This window comes from Streptomyces sp. NPDC059861 (assembly GCF_042731435.1).
Taxonomy (GTDB): Bacteria; Actinomycetota; Actinomycetes; order Streptomycetales; family Streptomycetaceae; genus Streptomyces.
The window spans coordinates 15,323-31,994 of sequence record NZ_JBHWJQ010000037.1 but is presented as its reverse complement, the minus strand read 5'-3'; the positions used below and the strand labels follow the sequence as shown (position 1 = coordinate 31,994).

Here is a 16,672-nt window from a genome sequence, read left to right as displayed (position 1 = left end):
ACCGAGCTTCACCGAGAACGGAGAACAGTCATGGCCCAAGCCGCAGCCGTGGCGTAACCGCCCCCGCCACCGAGGCGGCGCCGTGCCTCCGCCACGCCGCGCGGACTGCCGTATCTGCTGATCGCCCCGGCGGCCCTGCTGATGCTGGGCTTCATCGCCTACCCGGTGCTCAGCGTCTTCTACTACAGCCTCCAGGAGTACAACCCGACCAAACCGTGGCGGAACGGCTTCGCGGGCCTCGACAACTTCGTCCACGCGTTCACCGAGGACCCGGTCTTCTGGGACACGCTGGTCTTCAGCGCGAAGTGGGTCGTCGTCGAGGTCGGGCTCCAGCTGCTCTTCGGGCTCGCCCTCGCCCTGATCGTCAACCAGACGTTCATGGGCCGCGCGCTGGGGCGGGCACTGGTCTTCTCCCCGTGGGCCGTCTCCGGTGTGCTGACCTCGGCGATCTGGGTGCTGCTCTACAACTCCCAGACGGGCATCACCCGTTACCTCGCGGACCTGGGCGTCGGCTCCTACGGCACCAGCTGGCTCTCGGACACCTCCACCGTCTTCCCGGCGGCGGTCGTCGCCGACCTGTGGCGCGGAGTGCCCTTCTTCGCGATCCTCATCCTCGCCGACCTCCAGTCCGTCTCGAAGGACCTGTACGAGGCCGTCGAGGTCGACGGGGCGAGCCGGCTGAAGCAGTTCTGGCACATCACGTTGCCGCACCTGAAGGACGCCATCGTGCTGTCCACGCTGCTGCGCGCGGTCTGGGAGTTCGGGTACACGATCCGGGGCGGCGCGGGCTCGATCGCCCAGGCCCTGGACGCGATGTACGGGCAGTCGGGCATCACGTCCTTCTGGGACGCGAGCGGCGGGAAGACCACCGTGAACGACCCGGCGAACGTGGCGGCGCTGGAGAAGTACGCCGCCCTGTACAAGAAGGTCACCCCGGCCGCCGACCTCAACAACGACTTCACCAAGATGGTGGCGCAGTGGGATTCCGGCACACGATCGGGATGCTGAACCACAACCTGGGCTCGTACCAGGACCACGTGAAGGCGCTGGGAGGCGAGAGGTTCCGGGGGATTCCGCAGCCGACGGGGCCCGGGGGCAAGCGGGTGCAGGTGTCCAACCCGGTGGACGGGATGGGGCTGTTCAGGGCCTCCAGGAACAAGGAAGCCGCGTGGAAGTTCATCGAGTTCGCCACGTCGCACGCGCAGAACTCGAAGTTCAACAGGACGGCGGGCCAGGTGCCTTCGCACGCCGACGCGGCGAAGGACGCGTGGATCTCGGAGGCGGAGCCGACGAAGCTGGCCGCGCAGGCGCTGAGTGACGGCTCGACGACGATCGTGCAACTGCCGTACCACCTGCCGGACTGGAACACGATCTCCAAGGCGGACAACGAGCCGAACTTCCAGAAGGTCCTGCTGGGCGACCTGAGCCCGCAGGACTTCCTGAACACACTGGCCGACCAGCTGAACGAGGCCCAGGCCGAGTGGAGCCGGCAGAAGGGTTAGCACGCCGGCACGACAGTGGGACGGCCCGCGGCCCCCGCGCCACGGGCCGTCCCCGATCGGTCGCGCAGTTCCCCGTGCCCCGATCCGGGGCGGGGAAGGCCGATTCCGTAACACGGGGAAAACCTGGACGTGGTGGCGCGTGGGAACAATCCTGCCAGCGTTCGCACATCGATCATTCAGGCATCAGGGAGCTCAGCCATGTCCGAACTGAGGAAGGCGACCGACCGGCCAAGTGAGCCGCCCGCGGCGGGGAACGGGGTCGATCGGTTCTTCAGGATCTCCGAACGGGGATCCACCTTCGGCCGGGAGATACGCGGCGGTCTCGCCACGTTCTTCACGATGGCCTACATCCTTGTCCTGAATCCCCTCATCCTGGGCAGCGCCGAGGACAAGTACGGCCAGCAGCTCGACGCCGTCCAACTCACCACCGCCACCGCCCTGGTGGCCGCCGTCATGACCGTCGTCATGGGCGTCGGCGGCAACCTGCCCCTCGCCCTCGCCGCCGGACTCGGCCTCAACGCCGTCGTCGCCTTCCAGATCGCCCCGCTGATGAGCTGGGCCGACGCGATGGGCCTGATCGTCGTCGAAGGCCTGCTGATCTGCGTCCTGGTGGTGACCGGCCTGCGTGAGGCCGTGATGCACGCCATCCCGCAGCCCCTCAAGCAGGCGATCAGCGTCGGCATCGGCCTGTTCATCGCGTTCATCGGCTTCGTCGACGCCGGCTTCGTCAGCCGGATCCCGGACGCCGCGAACACCACCGTGCCCGTTCAGCTGGGCGGCTCCGGCACGCTCACGGGGTGGCCGATGCTCGTCTTCTGCCTCGGGGTGCTGCTGACCGTCGGGCTGCTCGCCCGCCGGGTCAAGGGCGCCATCCTGATCAGCATCGTGACCATGACGGTCGTCGCGATACTCGTCGACTCCCTCGCCGACATCAAGACCTGGGGCCTGACCACACCCGCCTGGCCCGACCAGGTCGTCGACAGCCCCGACTTCGGCCTGATCGGCGACTTCGACCTCTTCGGCGCGTTCGGCGAGCCCGGTGTCGGCGTCGTCACCGTCGTACTCCTGATCTTCACGCTGATCCTGTCCGACTTCTTCGACACCATGGGCACGGTCGTCGGCATCAGCGCCGAGGCGGGGCTGCTCGACGAGGACGGAAAGGTCCCGAACCTCGGCCGGGTCCTGCTCATCGACGGCGCGGCGGCCGTCGCGGGCGGCGCCGCGTCCTCCTCGTCCGCGACGTCCTACATCGAGTCGGCGGCCGGCGTCGGCGAGGGCGCACGCACCGGCTTCTCCAACCTCGTCACCGGCGGCCTGTTCGCCCTCGCCCTGTTCCTCACGCCGCTGCTCACCATCGTCCCGCTCCAGGCGGCCGCCCCGGCCCTGGTCGCCGTCGGTTTCCTGATGATGACCCAGGTCAAGCACATCGACTGGGACCGCTACGAGATCGCCGTCCCGGCGTTCCTGACCATCGCCGTGATGCCGTTCACGTACTCCATCACCAACGGCATCGGCGCGGGCTTCCTCGCCTACGTCGTCATCAAGACGGTGCTCGGCAAGGCCAAGGAGGTCCACTGGCTGCTGTGGGGGACCTCGGCGCTGTTCCTGGTGTACTTCGCGATCGACCCGATCGAGCAGCTTCTCGGCGTCAGGTGAGGTGGTGAGAGGGGGGCAACCCCGTCGGGTCGCCCCCCTCGCCCTACCGCAGCGCCGCCTCCATGACGGCCTTGGCCACCGGCGCGGCCAGTCCGTTGCCGCTGACCTCCGAGCGCTCCGCGTCCGACTGCTCCACCACCACCGCCACGGCGACCTCCTTGTCCGAGGAGTCGGACTTGGCGTACGAGGTGAACCAGGCGTACGGCGTCTTGCTGTTGTTCTCGCCGTGCTGGGCCGTACCCGTCTTGCCGCCGACGGTGGCGCCGGGGATCTGCGCGTTCGACCCCGTGCCCTCCTCGACGACCGTCTGCATCGCCGACTGCAACTGCTCGGCGGTCTCCGAGCTGACGATCTCCCTGCTGGAGGCGTTGTCGTCGTAGTCCTCCAGTACATCGCCGCTGTGATCGGTGATCTTCGACACCATGTGGGGCTCGACCAGCTCGCCCCCGCTGGCCAGGGCTGCGGACACCATGGCGATCTGGAGCGGCGTCGCGGTCACGTCGAACTGGCCGATGCCCGACAGCGCGGTCTGCGCGTCGTCCATGTCCTTCGGATACACGCTCTCGTAGGCGCGCACCGGGACGTCCTGCTCGCCGTCGTTGAACCCGAACTCCTCCGCCATCGCGCGGACCTTGTCCTGGCCCAGGTCGACGGCCATCTTGCCGAAGACGTTGTTGCAGGAGTACTGGAGCGCGACCCGGATCGACGCGTTTTCGCAGGGCGCGTCCGGGTTCTCGTTGGTGAGGTTGTCCGAGGACTGCGGCAGCGGGTACGGGTCGGGGCTCTTCGTCCTGTCGTCCACCGACGCGTACAGCCCGTCCTCCAGCGCGGCCGCCGCCACCACCAGCTTGAAGGTGGAGCCGGGGGGCAGCGGCTGGCGCAGCGCCCGGTTGGTCATCGGCTTGTCCTCGTCGTTCTCGGTGAGCTGCGTCCAGACCTCCGAGTTGCCCGCGGTGATCTCCGACGGGTCGTACGACGGGGTGGAGACGACAGCCAGGATCCTCCCGCTCTTCGGGTCGATCGCGACGGCGGCGCCCTTCTTGTCACCGAGCGCCTCGAACGCCGCCCGCTGGGCGTCCGGGTCGATCGTCGTGATCACGTCACCGGGGTCGGCGCGCTTGTCGGTGACCGTGTCCATCACGGTCTTCAGCCGCGTGTCGCTGCCGTCCAGCAGGTCCTGGTAGATGCCCTCCAGCTGGGTGGCGCCGTAGACCTGCGAGCTGTAGCCGGTCACCGCCGCGTACAGCGCGCCGTCCTTGTACGTCCGCTTGTATCTGAGGTCGCCACTTGTCGTCCGGGCCGAGCCGGTCACCGAGTCGCCGGCCACGACGATGTTGCCGAGCGGCTCGCTGTACAGCTCGATCGCGTTCCGCCGGTTGTCCTTGTCGTCCGCGAGTGCCTGGCCCTCGTAGAACTGCACCCAGGTGGCCCGGACCAGCAGGACCAGCACCAGGAGCAGCGTGAAGACCGACGCCCGCCTGATCGTCTTGTTCATTCCGCTACTGAAGACGAGCGGCACGGGGCGGAACGTTCCCTTCCGTCCGCATTTCTCATCCGCTCCTCAGAAAACCGGCCTCGTACGCCGCGATCACCGCCTGGGACAGGGTCCCGGGCCGCACGGGGGAGGCCGGGCAAGCCCCGTGGCTCACAGCCTCCGCGTGGCGAGCGTCAGGCGGTCGCGGGCGTCGAACAGGGCGTCCTTCACCATCTGTTCGTGCGCGGGGGTGAGCCGGGCCACCGGGATCGAGCAGCTGATGGCGTCGCGGGCCGGGGTGCGGTAGGGGATCGCCACGCCGAAGCAGCGCAGGCCGAGGGTGTTCTCCTCGCGGTCGACGGCGTAGCCCTGCTCCCGTACCTGGTGCAGCTCCTCGATGAGCTTCTCCCGGTCGGTGATGGTGTGCTCGGTCAGCGCGGGCAGCGTCTCCGGCAGGAGCTTGCGCACCTGCTCGTCGGAGAAGGTGCTGAGCAGCACCTTGCCCAGCGAGGTGGAGTGCGCGGGCAGCCGGCGGCCGACCCGGGTGAACGGGCGCAGGTAGTGCTGCGACTGGCGGGTGGCGAGATAGACGACGTTGGTGCCGTCCAGGCGCGCCAGGTGGATGGTCTCCGTGGTGTCGTCCGAGAGCCGGTCCAGGGTCGGCCGGGCCACCGCGACCACCTCGTCGCCGTCGATGTACGACGTGCCGACGAGCAGCGCCCGCACGCCGATGCCGTACCGCGTGCCCGTGGCGTCCGTTTCCACCCAGCCGAGCTCGACGAGGGTGCGCAGCAGCATGTACAGGCTCGACTTGGGGTAGCCCACGGCCTCCTGGACGGCGGCCAGCGAGTGCATACCGGGACTTCCCGCGAAGTACTCGAGCAATTCCACCGTCCGCACCGCGGACTTGACCTGCGCCCCGCCGCCTGTCTCGGCTGCCGACATCGCCTTTGACCCCTTCGTTCGACGGGAAACCAGAGATATAGTCTCCATCATATTCACGAACAGAGACAGCGTTCAGTATATCGAACAGCGCTGGTCGGTGACGTGGAGAGTGACCTACGTACTGCGGCAAGACATCTGGAGGGACCCGCGGTGGCAGCAGCACCAGTCTGGAGTGTCGACCCCCGTACCGGGAAGCAGCGGGAACAGGTTGCGGTGGAAGCCACAGCCCAGGAGGTGGAAACCACCGTCCGCGCCGCGCACGCCGCCCGGGGCGCCCTCGCCGACCGCGCCGTCCGCGCGGCCTTCCTGCGCACCGCCGCGGACGAGCTGGAGGCGGCGCGGGACGGGCTCGTGGAGACCGCCGACGCCGAGACCGCGCTCGGCCCCGTCCGGCTGACCGGCGAACTCGCGCGCACGTGCTACCAGTTGCGGGCCTTCGGCGGCATCGTCGACGAGGGCGCCTTCCTGGACGTCGTCATCGACCACCCCGACGACACGGCCACCCCGCCCGTCCCCGACCTGCGCCGCCACAAGGTCCCGCTGGGCGTCGTCGCCGTCTACTCCGCCTCCAACTTCCCCTTCGCCTTCTCCGTCGCCGGCGGTGACACCGCCAGCGCGCTCGCCGCCGGCTGCCCCGTCGTCGTCAAGGCCCACCCCGACCACCCGGCGCTGTCCGAGCTGGTCGCCAAGGTGCTGCGCCGGGCCGCCCGGGAGCACGGCATCCCCGACGGGGTGGTGGGCCTCGTCCACGGCTTCGAGGCGGGGGTGGAGCTGATCGGGCATCCGCTGGTCGCGGCGGCCGGGTTCACCGGTTCGGTACGCGGTGGGCGCGCCCTCTTCGACGCGGCGGCCGCCCGCCCCGTCCCGATCCCCTTCCACGGCGAGCTGGGCTCCCTGAACCCGGTGCTCGTCACGGAGGCGGCTGCCGAGGAGCGCGCCGAGCAGATCGGCGGCGGGCTCGCGGGCTCGATGACGCTGGGCGTGGGGCAGTTCTGCGTGAAGCCCGGGCTGGTGCTGGCGCCGTCCGGCGCGGCGGGGGACCGGCTCGTGAAGTCGCTGACGGACGCGGTCAGCAACACCGAGGCCGGCGTGCTGCTGGACCACCGGATGCGGGACAACTTCGTCGCCGGCGTCGCCGAGCGGGCCGCGCTCGACGGCGTCGAGTCGCCCGTGACGCCCGGCGCGGGCGGTGAGCACACGGTCAGCGCGGGCTTCCTGACGGTGCCGGCGCGGAAGCTGGCGCGCGAGGGCGCGCACGACCTGCTGCTGGAGGAGTGCTTCGGGCCCGTCACGGTCGTGGTCCGCTACGAGGACGCGGGCGAGGCGACGGCCGTGCTCTCCCGGCTGCCGGGCAACCTCACGGCGACGGTGCATCTGTCGGCGGAGGAGGCCGCGGGGGAGGGGCGCGGGCCGGAGCTGCTCGCGGAGCTGACGCCGCTCGCGGGGCGCGTGCTGGTGAACGGGTGGCCGACCGGAGTCGCGGTCGCGCCGGCCCAGCACCACGGCGGGCCCTACCCGGCCACGACCTCGACGTCCACCTCCGTGGGCGGTACGGCGATCGAGCGGTGGCTGCGGCCGGTCGTGTACCAGGGGGCGCCGGAGGCGTTGCTGCCGCCGGAGTTGCGGGACGGGAACCCGCTGGGGCTGCCCCGGCGGTTCAACGGCCGTCTGGAGCGGTGAAGGAGGAAAGCCACCCGGTTCCCGACGGCCTGGCGCCACAGGACGCGGGGCGCGCCTCGGTGAGCGCCCCGCGTGAACGCGGCGGGACAGCCCGAAATCCAGGTACTCCCAGCGTGGCGCCGGTCGGGGCGGTAGTGGCCGGCATGACGGGTTCCGACCGCCGACCTGCAACTCGGCGGCGGCCACGCTTCGATGCCTCCGGGCCGCGGGCCACCACCCCGGCGCCGTCCGGGCCGGGTACCGACGCCACGCCGGTGCAGCCGTTGTCGATCGGGACGGGCGCCGACCCGCGCGGGGTCCCGGGCGGAGGATCCGTGTGACCCGCCCGGGACGCCGAGACGGCGGTCAGAACATCGACGACAGGCCGCTGGTGATCGAGGAGACCAGTTCCTTGCCCTCCTCCGCGACCCGCTTCACCGCGGGAGCCACCCTCTTGGCGACCGGGGTGATCCACCTGGACTGGCCGTAGGTGACCAGGCTCAGCGCGGTGCCGGCCGCCGACCACATGAACTCGCTGCTGGTGAAGCCGTGTTCGATGCCGGTGAACAGGGTGCCCAGCGCGCCGGCACCCATCGCTATGCCGCCGAACACGGCCGCGGCCGGGACACCGACGACCGCGAACGGGGGAAAGACGAGGCTGGCGACGCCGAGGCCGGCGGAGATCAATCCCGCGCCGACGCTGACGTAGTTGAAGGCGTCGGCCCACCAGCCGGCGTCCGACCACCAGTCGTCGTTGTCGCCGCCGCTGCCGTTCTCGTTGACCTCGTCGTTGGTGTCGCTGTCGGCCGGGTCCCTGCCGTTGTCCCGGTCCTCCCGCGCCTTCTCGGCGGCCTCCCGGGCGGCCTCCCGGGCCTCCTCCTGACGCTTCTGGACGACGATGGCGCGCGCCTGGTTGGCCGCGGCGGCCGCCGCGGCCGCGTCCCGGCCCGCTTCGAGTTCGGACTGGCGGGCGCTGGCCGCGGACGCCTGGGCGCTGTAGGCGGAGTTCAGGGCCGAACGGGCCGCGTCGATGGCCTTGTTCGCGGAGTAGTTCGCCGAGCGGGAGGCGCTGCGCGCCGTCGTCGCGGCAGCCGAGGCCTTGTTCGCCGAGGCCCGCGCGTCCGCGGCCGACTTGTCCGCCGCGTCGGCGTTCTGCCGGGCCTGGTCGGAGTACTGGCCGGCCTTCGCCCCCGCGGCGATGGCCTTGTCCGCCCAGTCCTGCGCCTCCTCGGCCGCCTCGCGGGCGGTCGCCGCCACCTGCGACGCCAGTGCCGCGGTCTGCTGCGCCGTGTAGGCGGTCTTGGCCGCGGCGGCGATCGCCCCCTGGATCGCGGCGACGTGGGTGGCGGAGTCGTGGTCGAGCTGGGCCGAGGAGTACTGCACCACCTGGACGAAGTTCCTGCGCATCCACGTCGGCCCCTCCAGGGCGACGTCCCCGTAGGCCTTGGTGTATTCGCCTCCGTTCGCCACCGAGGTCGCGGTCTCGACCGCGTCGTCCTCCCGTACGGCGGCGGGGTAGGTGCGGTCGAAGAAGTCCTGCAACGCCTCAGGGGTGTTCTTGTCCAGTGCGTCGTTGGCCGCCTCGGTGACGGCCCTACCGGGCTTCTGGTCGAGGATGCGGCCGATCTGCACCCGGTTGTCGTCCTGCGAGGCCCGGATCACCCCGGAGGTCAGGAAGTCGCCCACCGCCGTGGAACTGCTGCTGGCCAGCGCCGCGTGCGCCGCCGCCGCGATGGCGGGGTTGGACACCTGGGCGATGTACAGGACGGTCTCCCGGTCGTCCTGGTTCCGGGCGACCGCCCGGTCGAGGTCGATCCAGGAGAACACGTCGTCGTCGCTGCCGGACAGCGCGAACTGGGCGGCCTCCCGCGTCCACGCGCCCTTGGCGTCGAGCAGCCCGGTGGCGGCCTTGCGGCCCAGAGTGGCGGCGAGCGACAGGTCGCCGTCCGTGAACAGGGCCTTCTCGGCGGCGCTGATCAGGTCCTTGATCGTCTGATCGGTCTGCGCCTCCTGCGCCCGCTTGTTCGCGTACTCGGCCTGCTCGTCCGCCTCGATCTCGGCCAGCAGCCGGGCCTCGTCCAGGCCCTGCAGCCGCTCCTGCTCAAGGCGCGCCTGCTCGGCGTTCCGGGCCGCCTGGGCGACCGCGACGGCGTCCGCGACGGCCTTGGTGGCGGTGTCGGCGGCCTTGACGGCCTCGCCGGCGTGGGCGGTGGACTTGTTCGCGAAGTCGATGGCCTTGCCCGCGTTCGCCACGGCCTCGTCGACGGCGTCGGCTGCCTTCTCGGCGTGGGCGGCGGCGGAGTTGGCGGCGTCCCGAGCGACGCGCGCGGCGGAGGCCGCCGTGTTGGCGAGGGCCTGCGCGGTGGAGGCGGCGTTGGTGGCGCGGTTGGCGGCGGCGGTGGCGATGGCGGCCTGGCGCTTGGCCTCGGCGGCCTGCGACTGGGCGACTCCGGACGCGGCAGCGGCCTGCGCGGCGGCGGTGGCGGCGGCCGCGGAGTCACGCGCCGCGGAGGCGGCCGAGGCACTGGCGTTGACGGACTGGGCACAGGCGGCCCGCGCGTAGTCGGCGGCCTTGGCCGCGGTACGGGCCTTGGCGGCGGAGTTGCGGGCCGCGACCGCCGCGTCCTTGGCCGCCTGGGTCTTGCTCGCGTCCTTGGAAGCGGCGATGGCCGCGTTGTAGGCACGGGATGCGGCTCCTCCGGCGGCCGACGCGGCCTGGGAGGCGGCCGTGGCCGCCCAGGAGGCGCGGCGGGAGGCGTTCACGGCCGCGTTGGAGGCGTTGATGGCGATACGGGCGGCGTTCGCGGCGCCCTTGGCCGCGCCGGCCGCCTTTCGGGCCGCCGCGGCGGACTTCTGTACGTCCTCCTTCGCGGCCTCCGCCTCGGCCGCGGCCTTCTCCGCCGCCTTCTTGGCCTCGGCCGCGGCGGCCAGGGCCCGCTCGGACGCCTCGACGGCGAGGTCTGTCTCGGCCTGGGCGCGCTTGCCCTCCCTGTCGACGACGGCGACGAGTTCCTCGATGGTCGCCGTCTCCTGGTCGCGGGCGCGCGCGATGTGCTGGCCGGTGTCGAGGAACCACTGGATGTCCGTCGCGGTGCCGTTCAGGGCGCGGTTGGCGTACTTCTGCACCTCGGGCCCGGCGTTGACCAGCATGGCGGCGACCAGGAGCTGCGAGTCCTCCAGGCGGGCGGCGTACTGGCCCTCCGTCAGGAAAGACTCCAGCGCCGCCCGCGTGCCCGTGTCCAGGGCTGCGGACGCCTTGCGCTGGACGGCCTTTCCGCCGGTGGCCGACAGCGTGGCGGTGGCGACCTGGAGGTCTTCCAGGAGCGCCGACTCGTATCCGCCCTGGAGGAAGGCGGCAATCGTGCTGTCGCCGCCGTCGAGAGCGGCGGTGGCCTCGCGGCGCAAGCCCTTGCCGGAACGGGCCAGGTAGCTGGCGATCGCGACGCGGTTGTCCTCCGTCGTCACCCTCGGCAGGGTCTGACCGAGGAAGACCTGGATGTCGGCGTCGGTGCCGAAGAGCGCGTCGGCAGCCGCCGCCTTGGTGGCCCTGCCACCGGTCATCCAGGCCCTGACCACCTTCGCCCGGTCGGTGTTCGGCAGGGTGAGTGGATCGGCCGTCGTGGCCGGTGTCTCGGCGGCGCGGGCCACGGGCGTCCACGCCAGGGGTGTGGCGGCGGCGGCCGTGACGGCGGCGAGCGAACCGAGGAGCCGTCTGCGACTCCAGAAAATCGTCTGCATAGAAAGTTGCCCTCGTGGTTTCTGCCGGCGAGGCAGCTCGGCGATCACTGACACGGCAGGCATCCCCCGCATGCCCGGGCAGTCATGTGTGGCCCCCCGTGAGGCGTATGCGTTGCCTGCGCAATGACGTGACCATACCAACGCGCGTGCACAGCGCAATCAATTTGGTGCCGCGAATCAAATCCGTCCGAGAAGAGCGTGGCGCGCCTTCGTTATAGTTTCTTTATAAGAGTCCCTACAACCATTCCAGTTGTGTGGCGAGAGTCACGCCTCACTCTCAACTGCCGTCCGTTTTGGGGCTGTTGGCGGAGTGGACAAACCCCTGGGGAGCAGGGTGGCATGTAGGAGGGGAAGGCGGCCTCCCGGCTCTTGGGGGGCTTTTTTGTACGGGGGAAAGACGATTCCTTCACGCATGCCTTGAACCACGTTACGGACATCTTTTTGGAAGCAACGAGTTGAGGAAAGTGATGAAGTCGCGCACCACATTTGCGGCGCAGCTGCGCCGATTTGCGATACAGCAACGACGCGGGAGATTTCTGACCCGCGCCCTGGGCACCGCGGCGGTCGGCGCTCTGGCATGGGCCGCCCTGGCGGCCGGCGTCCCCGGTGGGTCCCACGCCCCGGCAGGTACTGCCGCGGTGGCCGGAGAGGCTCCGGGTTACGCGGTCGAGGACTTCGACTACCCGCAGGCGGACAAGATCCTCGCCGAGAAGAACATCCTGCTCAAGCGGGGCGACGGCCACATCACGCTCGCCGACTGCGCGAGCGGCACCGGCCAGCTGGAGGTCCAGGCCCGGGACAGGAGCAAGGTCTGCTTCGACGTCAAGGGCAACTCCGGCTGGCTGACCCTGGAGCTGCCCTCGGTCTACCTCATCCGGGGCAACGACTACACGACCGAGGCGGACATGACGGTCGGTACCGAGCAGCAGTCGTACGACATCACGAAGAACGCCTGGACCCCCGTGGGCGAGAGCTCGGACGAACAGGCCCGTGAGTGGACGCTCCTGGAGCTTCGGACCTCCAAGTAGCGCCCCGCCGAGCCCTTCTGTCCGATCCGTCACCACCCACCAGGGAAACGACTTCATGACCTACGCCAGACCCGTGCGCGTCGTCGCACTGGCCGCCACCCTGACCTTCGGCTCCGCCGCGCTCGCCGCCGGTTCCGCCGCCGCCGTCACCGGCCCCGCGGTCGCCGCCGCCGACACCACCTACGCCTACACCGCGCAGATCACCGTCGGCGACCACGACCGCGGCTGCTCGGGTGTCCTGGTCGACCGCGAGTGGCTGCTCACCGCGGCCAGCTGCTTCGCCGACGACCCCGCCGCGAGCCTGTCCGTGCCCGCCGGCAAGCCGGCCACGAAGACCACCGCCGTCATCGGCCGCTCCGACCTCACCGGCACCGCCGGCGCCGCCCGCAACATCGTCGAACTGGTCCCGCGCACCGACCGCGACGCGGTACTGGCCCGCCTCGACCGTCCCGTCACGAACGTGTCCCCGATCTCGCTGGCCACCACGGCGCCCACCGCCGGCGAGACCCTCAGCCTCGCCGGCTACGGCCGCACCGCGACCGAGTGGGCACCGCTGAGCCTGCACACCGGCACCTTCACCGTGGACGCCCCCGCCACCACGACCGCCTCGGTCACCGGCACCGGCGGCACGGCCGCGTGCATGGGCGACACGGGCGGCCCGCTGCTCCGGGGCAGCGGCGGCACGGCCCAACTGGCCGCGCTCGCCAGCCGGTCGTACCAGGGCGGCTGCTACGGCATCGACACCACCGAGACCCGCACGGGCGGTGTCGTCACGCGCGTGGACGACCTCGCCTCCTGGGTGAGCTCCACCACCGGCGCGGTCCGCGTCACCGACTTCAACTGCGACGGCGTCGAGGACATCGCGATCTCCGACCCGCGGGCGACCGTCGCCGGGGTCGGCGCCGCGGGCCTGGTGCGGATCGTCTACGGCGGCGGCAAGGGCACCGCCGAGATCAATCAGAACCTCGACTGGGTTCCCGGCGCCGCCGAGGCCAGCGACTGGTTCGGCGAGTCCCTGGACACCGTCGACTGGAACGAGGACGGCTGCACCGACCTGGTCGTGGGCACCCCGGCCGAGGACATCGGCAGCACGGCCGACGCCGGCATGCTCGACATCCTGCACGGCGCCCCGGGCGGCCTGGGCACCGGCGCGCTCAAGAACACCCACTTCGAGGAGGGCTCCGGCGCCGGCTCCCTGGCCACCGCCGTCGCCCAGGCCGGCGACCGGTTCGGCGACTCCGTCGCGGCCGGCGTCACCGCCGCCGGCAAGCCGTTCGTGGTCAGCACCGCACCTGGCGAGGCCGTCAGCGGCCTGGCGAAGGCCGGCGCCGCCTTCTACATCCACGGCACCACCAACATCGTCGTCCACCAGGACAGCACCGACGTGCCCGGCGCCGCGGAGGCGAACGACGGCTTCGGCGGATCGGTCGCGGCCGACGCCAACTTCTTCGCCGTCGGCGCTCCCGGTGAGGCCATCGGCGAGGACGCCGGCGCCGGCAACCTGGCGGTGTTCAGCCACACCCTGACCTCCGCGGGCCTGCCCACCCCGAAGTTCGGGCTCGACCAGGACCTCGACACCGTCTCCGGCGGCGCCGAGGCGGGCGACCAGTTCGGCTCCTCCCTGGCCCTGGCCCCGTACCGCCCCTCCGGCGCGACCAGCGCCACCGACTCGATCCTCGCGGTCGGCGCCCCCGGTGAGGACCTCGACGTCGACGGCGTCGCCAAGGCCGACGCCGGCACCGCCCTGACCTTCCGCATCACCGCCGCGGGCGCCGTCACCCAGCTCTACGGCATCTCCCAGGGCAACGGCGAGGACGACGTGACCGGTACCTCGGAGGCCGGGGACCGCATGGGCACCACGCTGACCGCGGTCAACACCGCCCCGCGGGCCCTGAGCACCACGGCCACGATGAAGCTGGCCGTGGGCGCCCCCGGCGAGGCCATCGGCACGGCGGCCAAGGCGGGCGCGGTGCACACCTTCTCCCTGCTGGGCGCCCCGGGCGCCAACGACCGGTGGCTGGAGGCGGGCGACGGCGACGGCATCCCCACCGCGCCCGGCGCCGACCAGCAGCTGGGTTCGAGCATCCGCTACACCGGCACCAAGCTGTACGTCGGCCTGCCGCTGGGACCGAGCACCTACGGCACCTTGTACGCCCTGCCCCTGTCCAACGTGACCGCCGGCGGCGCCGTCGCCCCGGTCACGACCTACCAGCCCGGCGCGGGCGGCCTCCCGGCAGTCGGCGACCGCTTCGGCTACGCGGCGCGCTGACCAACTCCGGCGGCACCACCCCGGCGCTTCACGTCGGGGTGGTGCCGCCGTCATGGCTGGTCAAGTTTCCCTGAAACATCCGCAGTCGGCCAGTCCCCCCCTGCCAAGAGGAGAGGTATGACGATCACGCGTGCGAGACGACCTGAACGGCCTGGACGAATACGTGCCAGATCGGCCGTACTGACCCTGCTGACCGTGGTGACCATGGGGCTCACCACATCCGGCGTGAGCTATGCGCAGCAGGAGGCGGAAGCGAAGCCGCGACAAGCGGGAAGTATCGATTCGGCGGATCTGCCGGCGACCGCGGCCCTCACCACGGCCGGCGCTTTCCCGGCGGACTCCGGGGAGCACTGTGAGCCCACGCGGGCACGCTCGAAGGAACGCCGGGCAGGCGCCGCCGAGGCATGTGTGAGCGTGAGCCCTGCCCCGGCCAAGAGCACAGCGATGCAACAGCAGACCCGCGCCGCGGTCGCGGCCGCCGACGCCGGCAGCTGCGACATCACCAACCCCGGCAGCTACAGCTACGAGCGCTTCTCGTACTGCGTGACCGGCATCGACGTCACCTACATCCTCCGCGACACCAACGGCCTTGAGGTGGGCCGCGGCGTCCTGGAGGTCTCCACCGGCGGTGACCTCTCGGCGACGGCCACGACCTGGAGCGAGCAGGTCTCCGTCACCATGACCGGCGCCACCGGCCAAGTCGCCGCGCTCAACGTCAAGTTCCGCGCCTCCTGCGACGCCGGCTGCACGGCCACCAAGACCGCTCCCTGGTACGGCGGCGGAATCACCCTCGGCCAGACCCTGACCGGAACCGTCACCTACTCCTCGCCCCGGACGACGGGCTCCTCCGCCTCCTTCTTCACGTCCTACGCGATGTACGTGACGTCCCCGGGCGCGACGGCGACCGACCCGAACGCGTCGTGGAAGAACGCGCGTCAGATCAGATGCGACGACGCGGTCGGCGGCACTTCGGTGGCGGGCTGTGCCGTCCCCTCCGTCATGGCCGTCGTGCCGATGAAGGCCACAGGCGCGGACGCGGGCGGCGCCGTGGCCGCCTACGGCTGGGCCCAGAAGAACCTCAACGGCGCCTGGGGGAAGAAGGGCAGCCCGCTGACCCGGTCGACGAGCGGCGTGGCCGACCGCACCGCCGCCACCTGCGGGGGCTTCACGGCCCAGACGGAGCTCGTCGACACCGACACCTGCGCCGACTTCCCCTTCGGGGAGGCGAAGGAGGGCGGTGCCGCCGGCGACCGGTGCGTCGAGGTGATCCCCAACCTCGGCAACGGCGAATGGGACACGTACATCTTCAACGACAGCCGTGACCTGGATCCCGCCGCTCCCTGCGTGCGGTCCCATGTCACGCCTGCCGAGAAGCAGTTCGCCGACGCGCAGCTCGCCGACGGCTTCAAGGACCAGCGGGTGATCGACGCCGACCAGTTCGAGCTGACGATCTCGACACCGGACACCGGCCCGCAGGCCGGCTGCCTGAACGACCGCCCACCGGCCGGCTCGCTTCCCAACGGCGACGGCTGGTTCAAGAACACCACCGAGCCGGTTCCCCTCATCAACCAGACCGCCCCGGCGGACGGCCCCGGACTGCGGCCTACCCAGGCGCAGGCCTGCCTCGGGAAGTCGGTCAAAGAGGGGACCGGAACTCAGAAGGTCATCACCGGCTGGAAGGACGCGGAGGCGTTCAAGACGGCGAGCGGATTCACCGACTCGCTGGCCCGGTGCCATCTCATCGCAAGGGTCCTCGGTGGAAAGGGGACGTCCGCGGTCACCAAGTTCAACCTCGTCCCGTGCTGGCAGGTGGGGATGAACACGGGCACGCCCAGCATGCGGACCTACGAGAGCATGGCGGAGAATCTGATCAAGGGCACCACGTCCGGTCTCGGAGCGAACGACGCGATCTTCTACCAGGTGACACCCGTCTACAAGGACGCGAACAGCACCATCCCGGTGGGCGTCACGATGAACGCTAATATCGAACGGGTGAACGGAACCACCGAGGAGCTCTTCCCCAACGTCTACATCCCGAACACCAGGGCGAACACCCTGCAGTTCAACCTCGGCAACTGATCGACCGTTCTCCACCAGTGCGCGCCAACGGGAGCCCGAATGAGTTTCACCACCCCGCCGCGACCGGTCGACGTGACCGCGCTCTTCCCTCAACTGGCCCCGCTGGCGCGCACGGCGACCCGGCTGCACCCGCGGCCGGGGTCGCCGACCGCGCACGACAGTTCCGTGGGGGGGGCGCGGGGGGGGGCCCCCCCCGCGCCCGGGGCCCCCCGGGGACGACCCCACCCCCCGCGCGCGGCGCCCGGGGGGGGCGCACCCGACCACCACCGGCTCCGCCCCCCCCACCCCGCGGAGGCGACCGAGCGGCTGCGCCGCGACCCTC

The 16,672-nt window shown here is 71.2% G+C and carries 8 protein-coding genes and 2 pseudogenes; 7 read left to right on the top strand and 3 right to left on the bottom strand.

Annotated features, from left to right (window positions below; genetic code table 11):
• Positions 1-30 precede the first annotated feature (30 nt).
• The 3 genes and pseudogenes from ACFV6X_RS27715 to ACFV6X_RS27705 form a co-directional block, all read left to right on the top strand.
• Positions 31-783: pseudogene (locus tag ACFV6X_RS27715) on the top strand (carbohydrate ABC transporter permease); the annotation flags it as partial.
• Positions 757-1,502: pseudogene (locus ACFV6X_RS27710) on the top strand (extracellular solute-binding protein); the annotation flags it as partial. The pseudogenes ACFV6X_RS27715 and ACFV6X_RS27710, both read left to right, overlap by 27 nt.
• A 198-nt stretch (positions 1,503-1,700) precedes the next feature.
• Positions 1,701-3,158: an NCS2 family permease gene (locus ACFV6X_RS27705; protein WP_385387770.1), complete on the top strand. Its 1,458-nt coding sequence runs from the start codon at positions 1,701-1,703 to the stop codon at positions 3,156-3,158.
• 43 nt (positions 3,159-3,201) lie between these two features.
• Here ACFV6X_RS27705 and ACFV6X_RS27700 read toward each other — a convergent pair whose 3' ends face one another.
• Together ACFV6X_RS27700 and ACFV6X_RS27695 are read right to left on the bottom strand one after the other, a co-directional pair.
• Complete coding sequence (locus ACFV6X_RS27700; protein WP_385387768.1) at positions 3,202-4,653, bottom strand: penicillin-binding transpeptidase domain-containing protein; 1,452 nt, start codon at positions 4,651-4,653, stop codon at positions 3,202-3,204.
• Positions 4,654-4,803: 150 nt separating this feature from the next.
• Complete coding sequence (locus ACFV6X_RS27695; RefSeq protein WP_365451597.1) at positions 4,804-5,577, bottom strand: IclR family transcriptional regulator; 774 nt, start codon at positions 5,575-5,577, stop codon at positions 4,804-4,806.
• A gap of 150 nt (positions 5,578-5,727) precedes the next feature.
• Between ACFV6X_RS27695 and ACFV6X_RS27690 the strand changes: the two genes are divergently transcribed.
• On the top strand, positions 5,728-7,257 hold the full coding sequence (locus ACFV6X_RS27690) for an aldehyde dehydrogenase (NADP(+)) (protein ID WP_385387766.1): 1,530 nt from the start codon (positions 5,728-5,730) through the stop codon (positions 7,255-7,257).
• A 345-nt stretch (positions 7,258-7,602) separates the two neighbouring features.
• Here ACFV6X_RS27690 and ACFV6X_RS27685 read toward each other — a convergent pair whose 3' ends face one another.
• On the bottom strand, positions 7,603-10,974 hold the full coding sequence (locus ACFV6X_RS27685) for an ALF repeat-containing protein (RefSeq protein WP_385387764.1): 3,372 nt from the start codon (positions 10,972-10,974) through the stop codon (positions 7,603-7,605).
• Between the two features lie 536 nt (positions 10,975-11,510).
• Between ACFV6X_RS27685 and ACFV6X_RS27680 the strand changes: the two genes are divergently transcribed.
• The 3 genes from ACFV6X_RS27680 (at position 11,511) to ACFV6X_RS27670 (ending at position 16,350) form a co-directional block, all read left to right on the top strand.
• Positions 11,511-12,002 carry a hypothetical protein gene (locus ACFV6X_RS27680; protein WP_385387865.1) on the top strand — a complete coding sequence of 164 codons (492 nt, stop codon included), beginning with the start codon at positions 11,511-11,513 and terminating at the stop codon, positions 12,000-12,002.
• Positions 12,003-12,057: 55 nt separating this feature from the next.
• Positions 12,058-14,271, top strand: a complete 2,214-nt coding sequence (locus ACFV6X_RS27675; protein WP_385387762.1) for a trypsin-like serine protease — start codon at positions 12,058-12,060, stop codon at positions 14,269-14,271.
• Between the two features lie 444 nt (positions 14,272-14,715).
• Complete coding sequence (locus ACFV6X_RS27670; RefSeq protein WP_385387760.1) at positions 14,716-16,350, top strand: DNA/RNA non-specific endonuclease; 1,635 nt, start codon at positions 14,716-14,718, stop codon at positions 16,348-16,350.
• The last annotated feature ends 322 nt before the right edge of the window (positions 16,351-16,672 follow it).

Excerpts from the sequence above, each read along its gene's own strand:
- ACFV6X_RS27685 (WP_385387764.1), bottom strand. The coding sequence starts at position 10,974 with ATGCAGACGATTTTCTGGAGTCGCAGACGGCTCCTCGGTTCGCTCGCC.
- ACFV6X_RS27695 (WP_365451597.1), bottom strand. The coding sequence starts at position 5,577 with ATGTCGGCAGCCGAGACAGGCGGCGGGGCGCAGGTCAAGTCCGCGGTG.
- ACFV6X_RS27670 (WP_385387760.1), top strand. The coding sequence starts at position 14,716 with ATGCAACAGCAGACCCGCGCCGCGGTCGCGGCCGCCGACGCCGGCAGC.
- ACFV6X_RS27705 (WP_385387770.1), top strand. The coding sequence starts at position 1,701 with ATGTCCGAACTGAGGAAGGCGACCGACCGGCCAAGTGAGCCGCCCGCG.
- ACFV6X_RS27700 (WP_385387768.1), bottom strand. The coding sequence starts at position 4,653 with ATGAACAAGACGATCAGGCGGGCGTCGGTCTTCACGCTGCTCCTGGTG.
- ACFV6X_RS27675 (WP_385387762.1), top strand. The coding sequence starts at position 12,058 with ATGACCTACGCCAGACCCGTGCGCGTCGTCGCACTGGCCGCCACCCTG.